Below are 21,184 nucleotides of genomic sequence, written 5' to 3' on the forward strand. Positions count from 1 at the left end.
GAAAAAATGCTGGCGCCGCATCTTGATGCGGTACACCGGAAAGTCGAGCAGCTTCATCGCTGCCGTATACGTATAAAGGGCCACGAAAAGTACGCGGATCGCAATGTCGAGATATAATGTCTTCGTATTCATGGTATATGTACAGGTGTATTCATATGGAGTCCCACCGGTGTATCAACATAGTACCAACCGGTGTCCGACTCGGACAAAATAGTTTCGATGCAGGAGTGCGCTGTGTACTCGAAATAAAGGGCTGTTATCGACCAGATGGCTGCTACGGCAATTCCCCCAAGAATAATAAAACTTACGTCTTTCGCTTCCTTCATACCAGCAAATGTAGGGTACGTCTAACGCGCAGTTAGGTGATTTTGGCTACGGGGTATATGGTTATTTTGGCTACAGCATTCCGAGGCTATCAAACGGCGGCGCTGTGGGGATGTATGTGAGCGGTACGTTTTTTCATCAACTCAATGACTGACCTGTGAGAAGTAAACCGTATTTTGGAATTTTTCCAATAGCATCTCTTCGAACCGCTTAGGGGTTTTTAGCAGACTGCTGGTCGATGAATTTCCCAAAAGAAATCCGCAAAAGTAGCCCCCTGAATATTGAAAAAAGGGCCATGGTGGCCCTTTCTATATGGAAGTTATTGTACAAAGGCTGCCCGCCGTCCTTAGTACCGTTGCAATGCTGTTCGTAGTACAATCCCTGCTGGTATTTGCGGGTGGTTTCGTAGTTGGCCTTCAGTTCATTCCGGTAGTGTGCGTCAATGGGAACGTATAGTGCCACGAGCTTCCAGTCCTCCGGTCCGGTCGGGTTTTCCAGTACCAGTTCTCCAACCGTTTCAGGATACATCAGCGAAAAACGGGTAGCCAGCATGCCCCCCATCGAATGGCCCAAGAGATAGACGTTATCAAGACGCAGTTCGTCCAGCAACGCTTTCGTATTTTGGGCCAGTTGCTGGAAACTAAACGGGTAGCCCACGGGTTTGGATGATTTTCCGAAGCCTACTTGGTCAAGTATCACCACGCGGTAACCGGATTCCGTCAGGACATCGGCGGCGGTTTTGCAGTAGGCACCATTGAAATTCTTTCTGTGCAGCAGCACCACCGTTTTTCCGTTGGGCCGTGCCGGGCGGACATCCATATAGGCCATTTTCAACTGCTGGTTTTGGTTGTTGAGATCCAAGTAGTGTACAGTGAAGGGGTAGTCGTAATTGGACAGCATGATGTCCAAGACAGGCCGGTCAGTTTGCGCATCGGCGCCAACCAGGTAAATTACCGTCACAAGGGTTAGCAGTATTCTCTTCATTTTTGGTAACTATTATCAAGTGGATTTTTAGCCGTACCGTATCCGGTTGCCGGAATTCGGTTACTTTATGTACATTTGATAAATGAAACAGTTCTTGATCCTGTATGCCTTCATCGGAATGTGTTTCGTTGGAGGCCCCGTCAAAAGCTATGCTCAAGTAAGCAAAGGGGGTTTCAACCACATTGCCTTGTCCGTTTATGACCTCGAGAAGAGCGCATCCTTTTATCGGGAAGTGCTATTACTCGATACCCTTCCGGAGCCCTTTAAAATAGGTAAGCACAAGTGGTTCGAGATCGCCCCCGGTTTTTCGCTACATCTTGTTGCCGACGCGGCAGAAATCAAGGAACACAACCGGAGTACCCATATCTGTTTCAGCGTGGCCTCCATTGACGATTTCATTGATCGGCTTGATGGATTTGGAATAGTCTATTACAACGTGCAGCATGAGCCAGGCAAAGTGGGGACACGCGTGGACGGCGTGAAACAGCTTTACATCAAGGACCCCGATGGTTATTGGATAGAGATCAACGACGAGCAGCGCTAACATAGTGCAGCGCACAGGCGCAACATGGGATTATTTCATGACATCCACGCGAAGCGTGGCGTAAGGCGATCGAACTTCGTTTAGGGTATTCTTTGGAGATGGAACACCACCCGCTTTCCTTCGATGATCAACCGGTCCCCATCACTCCGGTATTTTGAGGCGTTTTCCAGTCCATAGATAGTTTGCATTTCCCAATCATGTATATCTTCGCAGTAAAGATAAGTAGCGGGGCCCAGCTCTGAAAACCGAATCGTGTTATTGCCTCCGATACGATAGCTTCCATAGTGGTAATTACATCCGCCTTGCAGCCTCAATTTTCCTTCGGCTTGAAAGGATATCTCATATAAATCCGGTTTTCTTGGATAGGTGCTGATATACTTCGTCGTTTTATCGATTGTTTTTTCCATCTTCCAGCGGGTGTTGGTCAGATCGAGAAGGGTATTCTCTAGGTTGGCATAATCACTCTTTTCGCAACTGAAAACGGAGCAAACAACTATCACCAGTAAACAAATACGATAGGTACTCATAAATTGATCAGTTAAGTTCGTTATATAAAATGACTAGTTTAGGCTGTTTGCTACAGCTAGCTGTAAATAAACATAATGGATATTTATAACGGCTTCTTGGGCAAAAAGTCCTGGGGTGAAAGTCCAAAATGATCCGCAAGCTTGTTGATATGTTTAAGATTGTATTTCGCTGGATGGGACGCGCTCTCAACATTTCCGATAAAGGAAGGTTTTACATCCAGAATATTAGCAATATCTTCCTGGCGTAAGTCATGTTGATTCCTCAAATTCCTTACAAAATCAATAACATATTGCTCAATTTTCTCCACCTCGTAGGACTTAACAATTCTTGCGAAGCGAAGTAGCCAATACAAATGATAAAAATTTACACAAATATGTGTGTATTTTGAAATCATTTCCTATATTTGTCCATAACATCCTCAGAGCCGCGGCCTGAGAACCTAAAAACGAAAGGATGTTGTCAAAAAGATCAATAAGCAACGGCGTAAGAGCGACCTCTTCGGGTAAACCCGCGGTATGTCTGCGGCATCCACGAATACCCGCATCCGGCCGGTGTTCCGGACGTGCATTACGTGTTTTTTTCGTTGCCTTGGTAAAAATATGCAGAAGCGGCGGCAGCCGCCTGAAAACTTTCTATGTGTGCAGACCCTTGCGCTGGCCCTTGCCCTCCCCGGGCGGGGCCGCGCATTTGGGTATTGAACCTGCTCCTGCCGGCTGAAGCCATTTTTTGAATTCGTGGAAGGAACCGATAGCGAACTGCGCCTTGCCTTGCATTTGATTGCCGAAAGGAATACAGCACCGGCCGTGGATTGCCGCCAGTACGGCAACCCACGGTGAGGGTGTAAGCGATAAAGCCTTCCCCCAGATTGAGGGAAGGCTTGCTGTCTGATATATGGAGCCCCGCCAAGGGGATGTTGCATTAACGGGCCGCGCTGACGGTCTTAGACAAGGCCTTGGTTGCTTTGTTGAACGCTTTTTCTTCTTTTTTCAGGGCTACGTCCAGGTGCTTTTGCAACTTGGCGATTTCCTTGGCCTCGTACGCATCGCGCTCGGCATGCAGCTTGGCATAGCGGGCGTTTATCTCTTCAATGGCCTTTTTGCTTTGCTCCACGCGGATGCCGTTGGCAATGTCTTGCTGGTACAGGCCTACGAAAAATTTGTGGTCGCGGTCCAGCTCGGCATGGTTGCCGCGGCTTGTCTTGATGCGTGCTTCAGCCAGGTCATACTGGTTGTACAGCGTCACCATGTTGTGCTGGTGAAAGGCTGCGGTTTCCTTCAGTGCAGTGGCGTTTTTCTTTTCGTTAGACGGGTCAATAGGGGCGGTGCCGGCAAAGCTGTTTCCGAGGGCTGCTACGCTAATCAGGGTGCTTAATACGAACGTTTTCATGATGATATCTTTTTGTGGTGAATAATGTATTTGTTACTACTTTTTTTGCTGTTGTTTTGTAGATATGACGACGGCAGTTGGAAAACGTTGCACGGCAACAGGGTGGTTTTAGACGAACGGTAGGTAGGAATCGACCAACGGAAAATGCTTTAGACAAAAAGGTCGATTTTATAGACGAATAGCAGGACCGTTGTTCGATAACTATCGCCCGGTTGTACTTGATCGGAAAGTGGACCATTACGCATAAAGCACCTGGCAGTTGCCGCAGAAGAAACTTCTTCGGTTGGTTTTGCCCGTATGGGCTTTGGTAAACGGGATTTGGCACCGGGGACAGGTCTTTTTGGTGTGGGCCAACCAATGCTTCTTTAGCGTAAATTCCTTTTTCCAGTGAAGAAACTCAAATGCGTAGTTCCTGACCTCCCGTACCATTTCTTCCAATTTGGCGTTTGGCAACGCGCCTAAATGGGACAACGGGTGTACCCTGATGCGAAAAAGCACTTCATTCTTGAAGATATTTCCGCTTCCGGCAAATATGTCTTGGTCCAACAGGGCGTCGCAGCAAAGTGCGTGGGGGGCATTTTTTAACTTTTTTAAGGCCTTTCCGGCATCCCATTCCTCAGCCATGACATCGCTTGACCAGTCATAGATTTCATCCGCAGGTTTGTCTAAGATCTTTACGGAGCATGCATAGAAGTTCAGCTCATCCGTTGCAAACTGCAGGCTTAATCTCACCGGTGAGGGCTTCCGCTCGTTGATGCGGTAGGTCCCGAATAAAAGAAAGTGAATCCGCAGGGTAAACGTTTCGAAACAAACCAGAAAATGCTTACCCCACGAACGGAAGCTGAGCACAATCTGCCCCGGCAATACATGCTGGTCGATTTTGCTATTGCCTGAGACGGCACGGATCGGCTGCCCCTCCAAGTGCAAGGATAGGACAGCTTCTTTTAAGATAACGATGGACGGTCCTTCCGGCATCACATGTCGATTAACGTAATCATTGCGACGATAAGCTGCCGGTATAACAATGGGCAGCGGGGAATGTTCGCATGATTTCGTGGCGTGGTCTCTTGCCGGCGCGGAATGACGCCGGGTGTCGTAAAAGCACATGAAATTTTGCTACCTTTATCAATTAAAATCGTCACACATGTTAGAGCCATTTGATCTTGAAATCTTTGACAATACTTATTCCGTTTTTCCGGAGGAGGAGGGCGTGTATACCATTTATAAAGATGGCAAGGAATACCTACAGATACAGAAGGACACCGAAAGCCAGTGGCTGAAGCTCGATCCGGCATCGGGGATCCCGCTTTTTGGGCTGGATGAGGAGGTCAATGCCATCGGACAGGCTATCGCTGCCCGCGAGGGAAATAGCCGATAGAAATCCCGGCCGGGTTGCGAAAACTTCCGAAGCCGCAAAAATTCTCGTATTTTTGCAAATCAAGTTGCGAGGAAATAAATAGCATGCCAGTAAAGATACCAGACAATCTCCCAGCGATATCACTGCTCAAAAATGAGAACATCTTTGTGATGGATGACCTGCGGGCCAATACACAGGATATTCGTCCGATGCGCGTCATCATCCTGAACCTGATGCCGCTGAAAATTTCTACGGAAACTGATTTCATCCGGTTGCTGTCAAACAATCCGTTGCAGGTGGAGGTTGAATTTTTGCGCTTGGATACGCACACCCCCAAAAATACGCCCGTGGAACATTTGGAGATGTTCTACAAAGGTTTCAGGGAGGTTGCGGAAAACTTCTACGATGGGATGATCATCACCGGCGCGCCCGTGGAGATGCTGGATTTTGAGGAGGTCACCTACTGGGATGAGATCAAGATGATTTTCGATTGGGCGCGAACGCACGTCACCTCTACTCTCTACATCTGTTGGGCTTCCCAAGCGGCGCTGTACCACTTTTATGGTGTCGGCAAAATTCCATTGGATAAAAAGCTGTTCGGTGTTTTCAAACACAGCGCGCTGGATAAGAGGCATCCGTTGTTTCGTGGCTTCGATGATGAGTTTTATATTCCGCATAGCCGGCACACCACCATTACGGAAGCAGATCTGGCTGGCTTAGCGGATGTTGCGATCCTCTCCAAATCGGAAGACGCCGGCGTAGCTATCGTTTCTTCAAGGGGCGGGCGGGAATTTTACTTGACCGGCCATTCGGAGTATGCGCCATGGACCCTCCATGAGGAGTATACCAGGGATCTGGAAAAAGGGCTTCCCATAGATACGCCCAGGAATTATTATGCCGGCGATGATCCGCAAAGCGAGCCGGTAGTCCGTTGGGCCAGCCATGCGAACCTGCTGTTCAACAACTGGTTGAATTATTTTGTTTACCAGGAGACGCCGTTTGACCTGAAGGAAATTGCGCATCTCAGTGAAATCAAGCAACACAGTTAGCGTGAAAATGCTTAAAAAGATGCGATTACTGTTTCTGTTGGGCTTATTGGTTTCGGCGGAGGCCTACTCGCAATCCATTGCAACGCTGCGCCGGCAGATAGCGCAAATCGCCGATTCGAAAGATGCGGTCGTCGGTGTGGCCATCACTGGCCGCGACGGTCAAGATACGCTGAGCGTTTATGGATCGAGGCGCTTTCCCATGCAGAGCGTCTTCAAGTTTCCGATTGCCGTGGCCATGCTTTCGGAGGTAGACAAGGGTACATTCTCCCTTGACCAAAAAATAACAATCAAAAAGAGCGAGCTGCTGCCGGGGATTTACAGCCCGATACGGGAAACGTATCCCGAAGGTGCTACGCTTACCATTGCCGAAATACTTCGATACACCGTTTCGCTGAGCGACAATGTGGGGTGCGACGTCTTGCTGCGGCTTCTTGGCTCGCCGCAGGAGGTTGAGCGGTACTTCCATGAGCGCAGCTTTAAGGAGATTTCCATCAAGATCAATGAAGAAATTATGCAGGGCGACTGGGAGGCGCAGTTCCGGAACTGGACGACACCGAATGAGGCTAACCGCATCCTGCAAGCATGCTATGAAAACCGGGATAACCTGCTTTCGCCGGAAAGCTATGATTTCCTGTGGGGGCTGATGAAAACCACTGAAACCGGAAAGAACCGGCTGAAGGGGCAGTTGCCGGAAGGGACAGTCGTGGCCCACAAAACGGGTTGGTCTGGCCGGAATGAAGTCACAGGCATAACCGCTGCCGTAAATAACATTGGTGTGGTGTTTCTGCCGGATGGCAACTATTTTTACATCAGCGTGTTTGTAACCGACTCGAAGGAGGATCTGGAAACAAATGAGCGAATCATTGCTGACATTGCCAAAGCGGCATGGGATTATTTTGCGCGCCAGTAAAAAATATTCAAGCCGCCGCGCACAGGAAAGCGCGCGGAAATTTTGTATACTTGCAAGACGGCGGTCGGGGTATCATGAACATCCAAATCCATAAGGTAAACGGTAAGGAAATTGCCGAAGTAACTTCAGACAACGTAATCATTCAGCACGCTGATGATGCATTTGATCTGCTGGGTAATATCTATTATCAAGGCTTTGACAGTGTCATTATCTACGAGCAGAATGTCACCGCGGATTTTTTTGACTTAAAAAACAAGATGGCGGGCGAGATACTTCAGAAATTTTCGAATTACCGTATCCGTCTCGCAATAGTCTGCGACTTTTCGAAGTTTACAAGCCAAAGCCTGAAGGATTTTATTTACGAAAGCAATCAGGGGAAGCATATTAATTTTGTTGCCTCCGTTGGCGAGGCACTGGACACCTTGGCTAAGTAGCACCCCGGCTAGAGACGTTGTGGGATACGGTTTGCTCCAGCCACTGCGTGATGTCATCGAAAACCAGCAGGCAGTCGTCCTCGTTGAGTATTTCATGGCGCATACCGGAATAGAGCTTCCAAACGACGTGTTCAAATCCGCGGTGCCGCAGATCCACCGCTGTCTTTTCCACACCTTTCCCGAATTCGCCGATGGGGTCGTCCGCACCGCTGACAAACAGCAATGGCATCTTTTTGGGGATGCGTTTTGCCCAGCTGGACCGGGTCGCCTCGATATTGAGGGAAATGAGGCCGAAGAATGCATTGTTGCTGAAAGCCACGCCACATAGGTCGTCGTCAAGGAATGTTTTTCGGTTTGTTAAACCGGCGCTCAGCCAATTCGTGCCGTCATTGGGTTTTTCGTGCCTGAATTTATGGTTGTTAATTGCAGAAAAGAGGCCGTTGAGCCACTTGCTGCGTTTGGTAGGTGCGATAAGGTTGGCCATGTACAGTACCGGACGAAACAGGGCGGCCAACGGATTCGGGCCGCCCGTCCCCATCAGGATGGCCCCATCAAAACGGTGTGCGGACCTCTGGAGCAGCACGCGGGCAATAAACGAACCCATGGAGTGCCCCATCAAAAACAGTTGTACACCCGGAAAGCGCTGCGACATGAAATCGGCCATGCGTACGGCGTCATCAACCAAAAGCTTGTCGGGCTGGTTCCTGCGGAAAAATCCCAACTGCTCTTTCGTTTTTGCGGTACGCCCATGTCCGATATGGTCGTAGGTGAGCATGGCATAGCCTTGTTCTTTTAAATAGTTCGCAAAACGTTCATACCGCCCGCTGTGCTCTTGCATGCCATGCAGCAGTAGGATAGCTGCCTTTACGGCTGTTCCTTCCGGCTGGTATACCGTGTAATGAATATGATCAGGTGCAACACTTTTCATATTGGTAGTTAAAGGTAGCAATTGAAAATCGATGCAGAATCACAGGAATGTCATACGTTGTTTGTTTATTGGTATATCGAAAAAAACCGATATATCTTTGTGCCATGAACGAACTGGAGATTTTCAAAGCCTTATCAAACCAAACGCGTTTGCAAATTCTGCAGTGGCTGCGGGAGCCGGAGAAGCATTTCCCGCCGCAGGGGCATTCGTTTAGCGAAGTGGGGGTTTGCGTGGGGCAAATCCAGCAAAAATGTGGGCTGACGCAGTCTACGGTATCCGAATACTTGGCATTGCTGCAGCGGGCGGGATTGATAACGGCTACCCGCATGGGGCAATGGACCTATTACAAACGCAACGACGAAGCGTTTGAGGCATTGGGAAAGTTCGTGCAATCTACACTTTAAGTCATTCAAGATATCAAATTCAATGGACACGACAACGCTTTTTAAGCCTTTTCAACTGAAATCCCTGAACCTGAAAAATCGGATCGTAATGGCGCCGATGACACGTTCATTTTCGCCGAATGGAATACCTACTGCTGACGTAGCGCGGTACTATGCTAAGCGTGCTGCCGGAGAAGTGGGCCTGATTTTGTCTGAAGGAACGGTCATTGACCGGGCTTCTTCATCGGCCGACCCGAATATTCCGCATTTTTATGGCCAGCAAGCGCTCGCGGGCTGGCAGCAGGTCATCGAGGAAGTGCATGCTGCCGGTGGAAGCATGGCCCCCCAGATATGGCACCAGGGCATTATGGACAACCACCATTCGGGCTGGCTGCCGCCGGTGCCGTTTGAAGGGCCGTCTGAATTCAATAGGCCGGGGTTTGCCAATGGCGTAGCCATGACCGAGGCAGATATCGAGGCAACCATTCTTGCTTTTGGCCGTGCTGCCGCTGATGCCAAACGGCTGGGCTTCGACAGCGTCGAAATCCATGGCGCACATGGGTACTTGATCGACCAGTTTTTTTGGGAAGCCACCAACACCCGGACCGATGGCTACGGCGGTAAAACCTTGGTTGAGCGAAGCCGGTTTGCCGTAGAGGTAGTAAAAGAGGTGCGGAGGCAGGTGGGTAACGATTTTGCCATTATCCTGCGTTTATCGCAATGGAAGCCTGCGGATTATGGAAACAAGTTGGCCAAGACACCGCAGGAAATGGAAGCGTGGCTGCAACGATTGGCCGATGCGGGTGTGGACATTTTCCATTGCTCACAACGCCGTTTCTGGGAAGCTGAATTTGAAGGCGCTGATCTTAACTTTGCCGGATGGGCCAAGAAACTGACGGGAAAAGCAACGATTACGGTTGGGTCGGTCGGCCTTTCGGGTGAGTTCCTAGCCGCCTTCCGCGGCGAAAGCTCCGTGCCAAGCGGGTTGGATGAGCTGCTGCGCCGTTTTGACCGGGGCGATTTTGACCTGGTGGGTGTGGGCAGGGCCTTGTTGGCCGATCCAGACTGGCTGCTCAAAATCAAGTTGGGCCGTGCAGATGAGCTAAGGGGCTTTACGAAAGAGGCGCTCGCCGAATTGGTGTAATCATCGCGTTATGCACGTCGCTACTGAATCCCTCACGACGATGGGTGCGAGATGTTGTCTCCTTCATTGTCGCCACTGCCGAGCTGGTGGGTCTCCTTGTCATACATGCCCGCCAAATCGTCTCGTATGGTGCCTTTCCACTTTTCCGTGCCGATGAAGTAGGCGGTACGGCCAATGAGGTGGGCCGCTACAGGGGCGGTGAGCGTGAGGAAGAAGATGATGGCCACTGCCTTGGTCGTCACCGACACTTCTTCCGGGAAATAGAAGGCGGCGCTCAGCAGCAGCAACCCCCCGCCAAGTGTGGCGGCCTTGACCGTGACGGATAGCCGTAAATAGAAATCGGGCATCCGCAGGATGCCGATGGCGGCAATAAGGATAGCGACTGCACCGATGGTGCATAATGTGCCAATAAGAATATCGATCATTTTCTCCCCCTTTTTTCTAAGTAATACGAAAACGCGATGGTGCCCAGAAAGGCAATCAGCGCAAGAATCATCGCCACATCGATGAATGTCGATTTTTGTGTGCTAATGCTGAATACCGTGATGACGCCCACGCCAATGGTTATCAGTAGGTCCAAGGCTATCACGCGATCCACGATCGTGGGACCCTTGAATATCCGGACCAATACCAGCAGCAAGGCTACGCCCAGAATGGGCAAAATCACGTAATCAATATAGGTACTTAATGTCATCGTATAATCTCCAATAGTCTGCGTTCAAAACCATCCTTGATTTGCTGGATGAACTGATCTTTGTCTCTGAGATACATCACATGGATGTACAGTACTTTGCGGTCTTCGCTCACATCGAGGATAAGGGTGCCCGGCGTCAGGGAGATGACCGTAGAGAGCAGGTTGATCTCAAAATCGCTCTTGGCATTCATCGGATACTTGACAATACCGGGTTTCATAAAAAACTTGGGCGTGATAACGTCATAGGCCACCTGGATGTTGGCGCGGATCATTTCATATAGGAAATACAGGAAAAACCCGATAATCTTCGGCACGCGCGTGAAATAGCGGTGGTCGCTTTCATTGCGGTTCATCAGCCACAGCAACAGAAAACCAACGGCAAAGCCAAATAGGAAGTTGGAGTAGGACAGTGCGCCCGTCAATGCAACCCAGGTGAAGGCGAGCAGGAGGTTCATCAAAAATTGTTTTACCATGACGTTACGTTTTTACGGTGATACATTGGGTCCTAAAACGGCTTCGATATACGGTGAAATGTCTTTCATCTCGTGTGCGATGTGTTTGGCCACCGCGGCAACATTTTCAGCGGCCAGACCGATGTACAGCGTGATGGCTGCCAAGAAAACAATCGGCACGACCAAAAGTGATTTCCTGAACGGGTTGAGCGGCTTGAACTCGTCCGCGGGCGTTTCCCCGTCCGGTGCGTCCGGCTGGTCTTTCCAGAATACCTTGGCCCATAGCTTGGCGATGACGTATAGGGTGGCAAAGCTGCCCACGATGATAGCGGCCACCAGCGCATACTGCCCGTCCATGAAGCCGGCCTCAAACAGGTAAATTTTGGGCCAGAATCCGGAGAGCGGCGGCACGCCCACCAGCGAAAAGAGCACGAGGGCCATAACCAGTGACAATAACGGGTACTCGGCATAGAGGCCGCCGAGCTTATCCATGTTCATCGTACCGCGTAGCTTCCGGATAAGGCCGGCGATAAGGAAGATATTCGTCTTGACCATGATGTCATGAAATAAATAGAGCAGCGCTCCCGTAAGCGCAATCTCCGAATACATGCCCAAGCCGCCTAACATGAAGCCGATGTGGCAGACGATAAGGTACGAAAATACCCGGCGGATATTGTTTTTGATGACCGCGCCAAAGGTGCCCGTGAGGATGGTAAATATCGCCAGGATGACCAGCAGCGTGGCCAGGAAATCGTCGGGGATGAAAATGAGGGTAAAAACACGGAACAGGGCGTAAATGCCCACTTTGGTCAATAACCCCCCGAAGACGGCCGCAACCGCAGAGGGCGGCGTATGGTACGACGAGGGCAGCCAAAAGTACAGTGGGAAGACAGCCGACTTGATGCCGAAGCCAATGATGAAGAAGCTGGCCGTGAGGTCTACCAGCTTGCGGTTTTCGAGGGCGGCGATTTTGAGCGACAGGTCGGCCATGTTGAGTGTGCCGGTGATGCCGTAAAGGATGCCGATGCCGGTGAGGAAGAACGTGGAAGCCAGGATGTTCATGGCCATGTATTTGACGGCACCCTCAATCTGCGCCTTGCGGCCACCGAGTGTCATGAGCACGAATGACGCGATGATGATCACCTCGAACCACACGTACAGGTTGAAGATGTCGCCCGTGAGGAATGCGCCGTTGAGCCCCATCAGCAGAAAATGGAATATCGGGAAATAGCCATACAGCATGCGCCCGCGCGCTACGCCGGTGGCAGAATAAATGGATACCGCCAGACCGGAAAACGAGGTGAGCAGCACCATGGTGCTGCTGAATACATCGGCCACGAACGTAATACCAAAAGGCGCATCCCATCCCGCTGCCTGCATGGTGCGGATGCCGTCGTTCCACACCGCCGTGAAGAGGCGTGTAGCCAACAGCATCGCGATGAGGCTGCCCGTGATGCTGACAATGCGCTGGGCAACGGTCTTGCGCCAGAAAAACAGCTGCACGATTGCCGTGAACAAATGGACTATTACAGGAAAAATGAGCGTATTATCAATCATATATCTTCTTCTTCCGGGGTGTTTAAATCGTCGAGGTCATCCGAATTGATCAATACGTATACCCGCTTCAACAGTACAATGGCAAAGGCCTGGAGCCCAAAGCTGATAACGATGGCCGTCAGGATCAGCGCTTGGGGAATGGGATCGGCGTAGATATCGGTGAAAAGCTTGGCCGCATCATCAATGACAGGGGGTTTGCCCCGGGTGATGCCACCTGCCAGGAAAATCATGAGGTTGGCACCATTGCCCAGCAGGATGAGGCCAATGAGCAGCTTGACCATGCTCCTCCTGAGCAACATAAAAATGCCCGCCGCATACAGGACTCCGAGTAAAATGACGAGTAATAGTTCCATGGCTATTCGCTGTATTGGGATATGGTAAACAATATGGTGAGCACCACGCCAACGACCACAATGTACACGCCGATGTCAAAAAACAGTGCCGAGCCGATAAGGCCGATGACGGGGAATGGCTCGTCAAACCACAAGCCGGTCATCACCGGATCGCCGATGAACACCGGCGCAAACATGCTCAGCGCGGCAAGCCCAAGTCCTACCGGAATCAGTACGCCCGGATGGATGCGGAGCAGCTTGAGTGTGTCGTCCGTGCCGTGGGTAAAGCTATGCAGCACAAAGGCAATGGAAGCGATAAGGCCGCCAACAAAGCCGCCGCCTGGATGGTAGTGTCCCCGCAGCAGAATGAATATCGAAAAAAGTAAAAGAATAGGTAGTAAATAGCTGGATGCTGTGTTTAATATCGTGCTTTTCATGGTTATTCTTTTTCGGATGCTTTAAGCCTTAGTTTCAACAGGCTGAACACGCCAATGGCGGCGATGCTCAAGACCACGATCTCGAACATAGTGTCCATCCCACGGAAGTCAACCAGAATGACGTTGACCACATTTTTCCCCTTTGCCAGGATGTAGGCATTGTCGCCATAAAACTTGCTCACCGCGTCATCAAACGACTGATTCAAAACCTGTATGCCTATCAGGGTAATGATTGCACCGAATGTGGCGGCGACCACCCAGTCACGTAACCGCGCAACGCGGTTGGCAAAATTGAGGAATGGCGGCAGCCGGAAAAGCACCAGCACAAACAGCACCACGGTAAGGGTATCAATGGTAAACTGGGTCATGGCCAAGTCCGGTGCACTGTAAAAGACGAACAAAAGGCACATGCCGTAGCCGATGACGCTGGTGGCTACCACGACCGTAAGCCGCGAAGAGGAGGTGACCGTAAGGTAAATGGCCGCAATCAGGATGCACACGACGGCGATCTCGTAGACGCTCAGGGGCGTCAGGTAACCGGGCAACAGGTAAATGTTGCCGCCGGCAAAAAGGCGGAAGGCCAGCAGCAAGGTGGCAAATACAACGATACGGAGCAGGTACACCCGCAGGAGGCCATTGTGCAGCGTACGGGTATACCGGATGGCAAAGTGGCGTACATAATGTGTCAACTGGCTGATAACGTGTTTGGGTGACAGGTTGTTGAATCGTTCGATCCAGTCCAGACCGGAAGCCGAAGGCTTGCGCATCAGGTACAGGAAGGCACCCAATGCAAGCGTCAAGCCGCTGAGCAATAGCACCAGGTTGAAGCCGTGCCAGATTTTCAGTGGCGTGTCAATCGGCTTGTTGATCATTGCCGAGGCAGCCGGATTGAGCAGCGAAGCGTCTGCTATGGCAGGGAATGCCCCAAAGGCAATACCCAACAGGGCCAACAGCAACGGCGGTGCCCACATCAGCAACGACGGCAGGTGAATGCGTTGGTACCGATCAGGCAGCTGGCCAGTGAAGGGTTTCAGGCCGGCAAGCAGGCCGGCGTATAGCAGGAAAATATTGGTGACGACCGCAAGCGCCGTAAGGATAATGGGCATCACCCCATCGGTATGCAGCGTGGCTTCATACACCAAATCTTTGCCGATGAAGCCAAAGGTGAAAGGCAGACCGGCGCTTGAGAGGGCGGCGAGCAAGCCCGCTATGGCCAGCGGAAACAGGACCTTCCTTAGACCGGCCAGCTGCGTAATGTCACGCGTGCCGGTTTCGTGGTCAATTACCCCGGTGATCAAAAATAATGATGCTTTGTACAGCGCATGGACCAAAATGAATACCGAGGCGGCCAGCAGCGACTGCGGCGTGCCGATACCGATAAGGAACACGAGGATACCCAGTGCAGAAATGGTCGAATAGGCCAGTATGCCTTTCAGATCGGTGCGGAATATTGAATGGAAAGCGCTGTAGAGCATGGTGATGCCGCCGATGATAATCAGCGGATAGGTCCAGTAATCGGTGCCGCCCAGTACCGGATAAAGCCGGGCCAGGAGATAGACCCCCGCCTTGACCATGGTGGCCGAGTGTAGGTATGCGGATATGGGAGTGGGCGCTTTCATTGCCCCCGGTAGCCAGAAGTGGAAGGGGAATTGCGCCGATTTGGTAAATGCGCCAGCGAAGACCAACAGGAGGATCAGCCCGTATAACACGTGGTTTTTGAGGTATTCGTTGGTCTCGACCATCGCTTGGATGGAATAGCTGCCGGATAGGTGGCCCATCAGCACCAGACCGGCCATAAGCAGGAAGCCGCCGCCGCCCGTCACCCCGAGGGCGATCAGCGAGCTTTTGCGCGAGGCGGCATTGTCGTTGTTGAAACCGATAAGAAAGAAGGAGCTGATGCTGGTAAGTTCCCAAAAGATAAAAAGCAACAGCACGTTGTCTGCAAGCACGACCCCCAGCATGGCCGCCATAAACAGGCTTAGGTACGCATAAAAACGATCAAGGTATCGATGCCCCCGGAGATAGGGGGCCGCATAGAGAAAGACCAGTGAGCCGATACCGGTGATGAGCAGGCTGAATAGCAGCGATAGCCCATCCAGGTGGAAATCGAAATTGATGCCCAATGAAGGTACCCACGGCTGATGGAACGTCACACGCTGCCCGTCGCTGACAGCGGGAATGAAGCTGACAAAATAGGCGAACAAGCTGATGGGCAGTAGTGCCGCCAGCCCCGCCAGCTTGCCTTTCAAGAACCGGCCGAAGGGGATGTAGAGAATGGAAACAATAAAACCTGCAAGTACAGCGAATAGCATCTGTTCGTTTGTTTTGTTCGCGGAAAGCGACTAAAATATGCATTTTTTTCAACGCTGATGCATAAAAGTTGAAAAAGCGGGATTAGAATCTGAAGTTTTTTTGTTATTTTTATTTATAATGTTAATATTTGGACATCCAATTGTAAACACACTGTGAATTGAGCGAGGGACTGGTTTTATGGAGTTTGTCACGTTGGTTATCCCGGTCACAATTAAATGGAAGATCATTACAGCTTATTGCCTGAAGCGCTATTCAAAAAGTACTATCCGCGACTTTGCCATTTTGCCTGGCAATTCGTCCACGATAAGGTATTGGCCGAAGACATCGTGCAGGATGCATTCATGGCTTATTTGAAGAACTGTGATGCGTTGGTCGAAGATGACGTAGCCATTAAGAACTTTTTGTACAGCGCCGTGCGGAATGCTTGTTTCAACCTTTCGCGTCATGAAAAGGTGGTGCAGCGGTTTTTGGGATATTACCGCCCGGAAGATTTTGAGGAATCCCACGTGATGGCCAAAATCATCCGCTCGGAAGTGATGGATGAAATCCATCGTATCATGCAGGCCATGCCGGAAAGCTGCCGGCAGGTATTCCGCCTGGGCTACTTGGAAGGGCTGTCTAATCTCAAGATTGCCGAAAAGCTGAACATCAGCATCAACACCGTAAAAACCCAGAAACAGCGGGGAATGAAACTTATTAAAAGCAAGTTTAATCCCGAACTCCTCGGGCTCTTGTTGCTTTTTTTTGATAGTTGATTTATTTTCTTGTCACCCTTTTACCTGCTTTCGTTTTCTTATATTAAATACGGGAGCTCGGCTTCTTCCGCGCGGTGTGTGGTTTTATGCCCTGTTGCGGTAACTAATCATGACATAAATGGATCCGAAAACGTACCAAATCGCAAAATTGGTCAGCAAGTATCTCCAAAACAACTTGTCGGAAGATGAAAATGAAGTCTTCCAGCAATGGTTGGCGGAGTCGCCGGAGCATCAGGAAATGCTGGCATCATTTCAGGGACGGGAATCGGATGCGGATATAGCGTTCTTGAACAGTATAGACACGGATGCGGCCTGGGAGCGTTTTTCGACACGAAGCACAAGAAGACGGTGGAAACGGCTGTTGGGTTTTACCGGCGTGGCGGCGGCGATAGCCCTGATTACGTTTTTGGGTATTAAATTTTCCGGACAGCTGACCAGAACGACCGCCGACCAGCAGCCTGTCCCCGATAAGCAGTATGCCAACGATGTGGCGCCTGGCAGAAGTAAGGCATTGCTGAGGCTGTCAGACGGGCGGCTGGTGGATTTAGAGGTGTACCAGCACGAGCTGCAGGAGCAGGATGGTACGCAGATCGTCACCAGCGGGGGCGAGCTGATGTATGGGCAGGGTGCAAGCCACGACGATCGGTTGATCTACAATACGCTCGTGGTGCCTAAGGCCGGGACGTTCAGCATCACGCTGTCGGATGGTACGAAAGTATGGCTGAACGCCATGTCCGAACTGCGGTTTCCGGTACACTTCGGGCCAGACGACCGGGAGGTGTTCTTGCAGGGAGAGGCTTATTTTGAAGTGGCCCACGATACCGAAAAACCCTTCCTTGTCAATGTAAATGGCAACAAAGTGGAAGTGCTGGGCACGCATTTCAATATCAATGCATACGATAAGGTGATGTCTACCACGTTGCTGCAGGGAGCCGTGCGGGTGTCTAACCCGACAGGTGAGCGGCTGCTGGCCCCGGGACAGGAGGCCAAAGTGGGCGAACACATCACGGTGCTGCCGGCAAACATTGAGAAAGCCATCGCCTGGAAACAAGGGGATTTTTATTTTAAAAGTGATAACATCGACGAAATCATGGCCCAACTATCGCGCTGGTACGATGTGGAGGTGAAATACCAAGGGACCTACCCGACCAACAAAGGCTATAGTGGTGCCATCCGGCGGAACGTGAATATTTCCGAGGTATTGGAGATGCTGAGCTATGTAAGTGGCGCGGCGTTTACGATAGCGGGGAATACGGTGACCATAGCATTCGAATAATTACAAACTTTAACACCAAACTAACGAACATGAACGACAGCTACTACTATCGAACGTAAACCAAACCTCAAATCGGGAGTGCTCGCGTGCTCACTGATGGCTACAAAAATCTAACGCGTTTAACTAACTTATTCAATTAACCTCAATTGCATAAACGTATGCATTTTTTATTCTACAAAAAAACAGGCAAGTTAAGTGACTCAACCTTACCTAAAACACGGCTGGCCATTAAAGCGGTCTTTGTGATGATGCTGGTCTTGGCGATGGGCGTACACACAGAAAGTATGGCCAGTATTCATGCGGCAAGCGGCCTCATGCAGGAATTGACCGTAAGCGGGGTGGTGATGGACAAGCAGGGTAACGTGCTAACGCAAGCATCGGTGAATGTGAAAGGCGTTGCCGGCAGGGGGACGAACACCGACGCCGCCGGGCGTTTCACGCTCACCGTGCCGTCAAATTCGGTATTGGTGGTATCGTTTATCGGCTATGAAGCAAAAGAAATCACCGTCACGGATAGCAAGCCGATAACGGTGGTGCTGGATGAATCGTTTGCCGAACTCGATGAAGTGGTCGTCACATCATTTGGTATTCAGCGCGATCGGAAGACGTTGGGCTACGGGGTGAGTGAAATGAAAAGTGAGGAACTGACCAAAGCACCGACGACAGACGTCACGAACGCATTGTCCGGAAAAGTGGCGGGCGTGCAGGTCAGTGGCGCTGGAGGGGGCTTCGCGGGTTCAAATATCACCATCCGCGGCTTTTCGACCTTCACGGGGAGCAACCAACCGCTCTATGTGGTCGATGGGATTCCTCTGGACAACTCGGGCGGCAACAACTCGGTGAATAGCGGGGTGGTTACCTCCAGCCGGATATCGGATATCAACCCCCAGGATATCGAAAACATCAGCGTGCTGAAAGGCGCCGCTGCAACCGTGCTCTATGGTTCAAGGGCTGCTTCGGGCGTCATCCTGATTACCACCAAAAAAGGCAAGCAGGGTACGCGCAACCAGGTGACGGTAGGAACCAATACGGCGGTGGGTACGGTGAGCCGTTTTCCCGACTTCCAAAATGAATATGCGCAAGGTAGCAACGGTAATTACATCAACAACGTGGCCGGCTCGTGGGGACCGCGGATCGAAGGGCAAATCGTAGAAAACTGGTTTGGTGAGGAAGAGGTGCTACGTGCCTACCCGAATAATATACGGGATATCTTGCAGAATTCGATATCGTCCCAGAATGACCTCAGCTTTTCGGGCGCAACGGATAAGTACGATTACCGCGTTTCATATGGGTATACCAAAGAAACAGGACTGGTACCCAACAACGAACTGACACGGAATAACTTATCGGTAAACGTTGGGACGAATATCTCCGACAAGTTGCGGATTGGTACTTCGTTTTCGTATACCAATAATACCTCCGATCGGACGCAATCCGGCAACCAGGGTGCCAACCCGCTGTGGCGGGGCATCTACGCGCCGAGAAGCTATGATTTGACAAACCTGCCGTTTGAAGACGAAGAGGGTAACCAGCTGTGGTATGCGGCAGAGGATCACCCGTACTGGTCCATCAAACACATTACCAACCGTGGTGAGGTCAACCGCTTTTACGGCAATGTAAACCTTAAGTATGATATCCTGGATTGGTTGCAGGCCGACTTGAAAGTGGGTACGGATGTGTTCAACAGCGTGTCGAAAGGTTTCGACGACATGGGCGTGCGGAGTAATGCCAATACCAACTCCGCCGGCGCTGGCGGAGTCACGGATCGGTCAATGACCGTCAGGAACATCAACTCCTACTTCACTGTAACCGGCAACCGGAAAATCAGCGAGGATATCAATATATTGGCTACCGTGGGAAATGAGATTATTGCCAACTATCGCAACAGCCTCCGGGCGGATGGCCTTGGCATTGTCTTGCGAGGGTTTGATCATCAATCCAACTTTTTGACGTACAATACGGCAAACGGTACGAGCGTCAACGAGCAGCGGGCGATAGGCGTATTTGCCGACTTGGTGGTCGACTATAAGAACTTCCTTTCGGTAAACGTCAAGGCGAGGAACGATTTTTCGTCGACCTTGGCACCGGGTAACCGATCGATTTTCTATCCTGCGCTGGCCATCAGCTGGGTGCCTACCGAGGCGTTTCCTTCGCTGAAATCGGATGTGCTGTCGTCGTTGAAAATCAGGGCCAACATTGGCGAAGTGGGTAAAGGCACCAGTGCTTATGAAACCAATACGTACTATGGCCGGGCTAATGCTGGCGATGGCTTGGGATCTACGGCAGTCAATTTCCCCTTTAATGGCTTGGCAGGCTATACCTTGAACAATAGTGCCGGCAATCCGCAATTGGAGCCGGAGTTTACCCGTGAAATCGAATTGGGTACGGAAGTGTCGCTCTTCAGCGGGCGGGTGTTTCTGGATGGGTCGGTCTACCGGCGTGATACGCGCAACTTGATCTTCAACGTACCGGTGCCGTCTTCATCCGGGTTTACCAGCATATCGACCAATGCGGGCAAGTTGTCTACCAAAGGGCTTGAACTCTTGCTGCGGGTGGTGCCCGTCAAGAATGAAAACTTCAACTGGGATGCTTCCTTCAACTTCACGACCTTCCGATCAGTCGTCGAGGAGTTGGCGCCGGGGGTAGATAACATTTCCATCGGCGGCTTTACCTCGCCCAACATCCGTTTGGTTGCTGGCGAAGAATATGGCCAAATCTGGTCTAATGCGTACCAACGGAATGAGGCCGGCCAAGTGATTATCGGGGCAAACGGATTGCCAAGGCCGACCTCGGCGGTGCAACGTGTCGGAAACCCCAATCCGAAGTTTGTATTGGGATGGAACAACACGCTCTCGTTTAAGGATTTTACGTTTTCCTTCCTGTTTGACTTCAAATATAAGGGCGACCAGCTGTCGCGGACCATCGGCGATTTGCAAATCAATGGCGTAGCGGCAGAAACTGCTGAATATCCCCGGTTCAATGCGGATGGTACCCCCGCCACACCTTATGTCTTTGAAGGCGTGCTGGAAGACGGCACACCAAATAACATTGGTGTCACGGCACAGCAGTACTACGGCTTGCAGGGGAAATATGTGGCATGGGAAGGTTATGTGCTGGATGCCACCTTCCTCAAGCTTCGTGAAGCCAACTTGTCTTACCGGTTGCCGGCACGGCTGCTGGGTGGCCAAAAATTCATCAAAGCGGTTAACCTGTCGGTCTATGGGCGTAACCTGTTTATCTACGCACCTAATTATCCGCACCTGGATCCGGAGCAAAACCTGCTGGGGATTAGCAACGCAAGGGGATTGGAGTTTGGCATCCAACCAACAGCGCGTACAATTGGTGGCAGTATTCGTTTAACGCTCTAACATTGGAGACCATAGAATTAAATAAACAG

General features: G+C 50.9%; 23 protein-coding genes. 10 read left to right on the forward strand and 13 right to left on the reverse strand.

Annotated features, from left to right (window positions below; genetic code table 11):
* Positions 1-534: 534 nt before the first annotated feature.
* Complete coding sequence (locus JHJ32_RS20040) at positions 535-1,308, reverse strand: alpha/beta fold hydrolase (protein WP_200122170.1); 774 nt, start codon at positions 1,306-1,308, stop codon at positions 535-537.
* 82 nt (positions 1,309-1,390) lie between these two features.
* Here JHJ32_RS20040 and JHJ32_RS20045 point away from each other — a divergent pair, with 82 nt between their 5' ends.
* Positions 1,391-1,852 (forward strand): VOC family protein, encoded by a 462-nt coding sequence (locus JHJ32_RS20045; protein ID WP_200122171.1) that lies wholly within the window; start codon positions 1,391-1,393, stop codon positions 1,850-1,852.
* 80 nt (positions 1,853-1,932) lie between these two features.
* Here JHJ32_RS20045 and JHJ32_RS20050 read toward each other — a convergent pair whose 3' ends face one another.
* The 4 genes from JHJ32_RS20050 to JHJ32_RS20065 form a co-directional block, all read right to left on the reverse strand.
* A complete protein-coding gene (locus JHJ32_RS20050; RefSeq protein ID WP_200122172.1) occupies positions 1,933-2,379 on the reverse strand; it encodes an META domain-containing protein in 447 nt (148 codons plus the stop codon).
* 83 nt (positions 2,380-2,462) lie between these two features.
* A complete protein-coding gene (locus tag JHJ32_RS22930) occupies positions 2,463-2,687 on the reverse strand; it encodes a helix-turn-helix domain-containing protein (protein WP_370584552.1) in 225 nt (74 codons plus the stop codon).
* Positions 2,688-3,298: 611 nt separating this feature from the next.
* The gene (locus JHJ32_RS20060; protein WP_079716489.1) at positions 3,299-3,766 is read right to left on the reverse strand and encodes a hypothetical protein; all 468 of its coding nucleotides are present in this window, start codon (positions 3,764-3,766) and stop codon (positions 3,299-3,301) included.
* Positions 3,767-4,003: 237 nt separating this feature from the next.
* On the reverse strand, positions 4,004-4,741 hold the full coding sequence (locus JHJ32_RS20065) for a DNA-formamidopyrimidine glycosylase family protein (protein WP_079716488.1): 738 nt from the start codon (positions 4,739-4,741) through the stop codon (positions 4,004-4,006).
* Positions 4,742-4,910: 169 nt separating this feature from the next.
* Between JHJ32_RS20065 and JHJ32_RS20070 the strand changes: the two genes are divergently transcribed.
* The 4 genes from JHJ32_RS20070 (at position 4,911) to JHJ32_RS20085 (ending at position 7,516) form a co-directional block, all read left to right on the forward strand.
* The gene (locus JHJ32_RS20070) at positions 4,911-5,144 is read left to right on the forward strand and encodes a hypothetical protein (protein WP_079716487.1); all 234 of its coding nucleotides are present in this window, start codon (positions 4,911-4,913) and stop codon (positions 5,142-5,144) included.
* A gap of 83 nt (positions 5,145-5,227) precedes the next feature.
* Positions 5,228-6,172 (forward strand): homoserine O-succinyltransferase, encoded by a 945-nt coding sequence (metA, locus tag JHJ32_RS20075; protein ID WP_200122173.1) that lies wholly within the window; start codon positions 5,228-5,230, stop codon positions 6,170-6,172.
* Between the two features lies 1 nt (position 6,173).
* Positions 6,174-7,082, forward strand: coding sequence for a class A beta-lactamase, subclass A2 (gene bla, locus JHJ32_RS20080; RefSeq protein ID WP_370584553.1), 909 nt, complete (start codon positions 6,174-6,176; stop codon positions 7,080-7,082).
* Between the two features lie 74 nt (positions 7,083-7,156).
* Entirely contained in the window at positions 7,157-7,516 is a 360-nt protein-coding gene (locus JHJ32_RS20085) for a DUF4180 domain-containing protein (RefSeq protein ID WP_200122175.1), read from the forward strand.
* Here JHJ32_RS20085 and JHJ32_RS20090 read toward each other — a convergent pair.
* Entirely contained in the window at positions 7,509-8,444 is a 936-nt protein-coding gene (locus tag JHJ32_RS20090; RefSeq protein ID WP_200122176.1) for an alpha/beta fold hydrolase, read from the reverse strand. The genes JHJ32_RS20085 and JHJ32_RS20090 overlap by 8 nt on opposite strands.
* Before the next feature lie 104 nt (positions 8,445-8,548).
* Between JHJ32_RS20090 and JHJ32_RS20095 the strand changes: the two genes are divergently transcribed.
* On the forward strand, positions 8,549-8,848 hold the full coding sequence (locus JHJ32_RS20095) for a helix-turn-helix transcriptional regulator (protein WP_200122177.1): 300 nt from the start codon (positions 8,549-8,551) through the stop codon (positions 8,846-8,848).
* 22 nt (positions 8,849-8,870) lie between these two features.
* Positions 8,871-9,971 carry an NADH:flavin oxidoreductase gene (locus tag JHJ32_RS20100; protein ID WP_200122178.1) on the forward strand — a complete coding sequence of 367 codons (1,101 nt, stop codon included), beginning with the start codon at positions 8,871-8,873 and terminating at the stop codon, positions 9,969-9,971.
* Positions 9,972-10,003: 32 nt separating this feature from the next.
* On the opposite strand, the gene mnhG is transcribed toward JHJ32_RS20100, so the two are convergent.
* From mnhG to JHJ32_RS20135, 7 genes are read right to left on the reverse strand one after another with little or no spacing between them, the layout of a single operon-like run.
* The gene (mnhG, locus tag JHJ32_RS20105) at positions 10,004-10,396 is read right to left on the reverse strand and encodes a monovalent cation/H(+) antiporter subunit G (RefSeq protein WP_079716482.1); all 393 of its coding nucleotides are present in this window, start codon (positions 10,394-10,396) and stop codon (positions 10,004-10,006) included.
* Positions 10,393-10,665, reverse strand: coding sequence for a cation:proton antiporter (locus JHJ32_RS20110; protein WP_079716481.1), 273 nt, complete (start codon positions 10,663-10,665; stop codon positions 10,393-10,395). Before JHJ32_RS20110 ends, mnhG begins: the two co-directional genes overlap by 4 nt.
* Complete coding sequence (locus JHJ32_RS20115) at positions 10,662-11,138, reverse strand: Na+/H+ antiporter subunit E (RefSeq protein WP_200122179.1); 477 nt, start codon at positions 11,136-11,138, stop codon at positions 10,662-10,664. The genes JHJ32_RS20110 and JHJ32_RS20115 overlap by 4 nt, the downstream gene beginning before the upstream one ends.
* Positions 11,139-11,150: 12 nt before the next feature.
* A complete protein-coding gene (locus tag JHJ32_RS20120; protein WP_200122180.1) occupies positions 11,151-12,674 on the reverse strand; it encodes a proton-conducting transporter membrane subunit in 1,524 nt (507 codons plus the stop codon).
* Positions 12,671-13,027, reverse strand: coding sequence for a Na+/H+ antiporter subunit C (locus tag JHJ32_RS20125; protein WP_079716478.1), 357 nt, complete (start codon positions 13,025-13,027; stop codon positions 12,671-12,673). The genes JHJ32_RS20120 and JHJ32_RS20125 overlap by 4 nt, the downstream gene beginning before the upstream one ends.
* 2 nt (positions 13,028-13,029) lie before the next feature.
* The gene (locus tag JHJ32_RS20130; protein ID WP_200122181.1) at positions 13,030-13,443 is read right to left on the reverse strand and encodes a Na+/H+ antiporter subunit B; all 414 of its coding nucleotides are present in this window, start codon (positions 13,441-13,443) and stop codon (positions 13,030-13,032) included.
* Positions 13,444-13,445: 2 nt separating this feature from the next.
* Positions 13,446-15,755 (reverse strand): putative monovalent cation/H+ antiporter subunit A, encoded by a 2,310-nt coding sequence (locus tag JHJ32_RS20135; RefSeq protein WP_200122182.1) that lies wholly within the window; start codon positions 15,753-15,755, stop codon positions 13,446-13,448.
* 216 nt (positions 15,756-15,971) lie between these two features.
* Here JHJ32_RS20135 and JHJ32_RS20140 point away from each other — a divergent pair, with 216 nt between their 5' ends.
* From JHJ32_RS20140 to JHJ32_RS20150, 3 genes are all read left to right on the forward strand, one after another.
* On the forward strand, positions 15,972-16,511 hold the full coding sequence (locus JHJ32_RS20140; RefSeq protein ID WP_200122183.1) for an RNA polymerase sigma-70 factor: 540 nt from the start codon (positions 15,972-15,974) through the stop codon (positions 16,509-16,511).
* A gap of 118 nt (positions 16,512-16,629) precedes the next feature.
* The gene (locus JHJ32_RS20145) at positions 16,630-17,787 is read left to right on the forward strand and encodes a FecR family protein (RefSeq protein WP_200122184.1); all 1,158 of its coding nucleotides are present in this window, start codon (positions 16,630-16,632) and stop codon (positions 17,785-17,787) included.
* Positions 17,788-17,945: 158 nt separating this feature from the next.
* Positions 17,946-21,155 carry a SusC/RagA family TonB-linked outer membrane protein gene (locus tag JHJ32_RS20150; RefSeq protein ID WP_079716473.1) on the forward strand — a complete coding sequence of 1,070 codons (3,210 nt, stop codon included), beginning with the start codon at positions 17,946-17,948 and terminating at the stop codon, positions 21,153-21,155.
* Positions 21,156-21,184: the final 29 nt, after the last annotated feature.

The organism is Parapedobacter sp. ISTM3 (assembly GCF_016533505.1).
Lineage (GTDB): Bacteria > Bacteroidota > Bacteroidia > Sphingobacteriales > Sphingobacteriaceae > Parapedobacter > Parapedobacter luteus.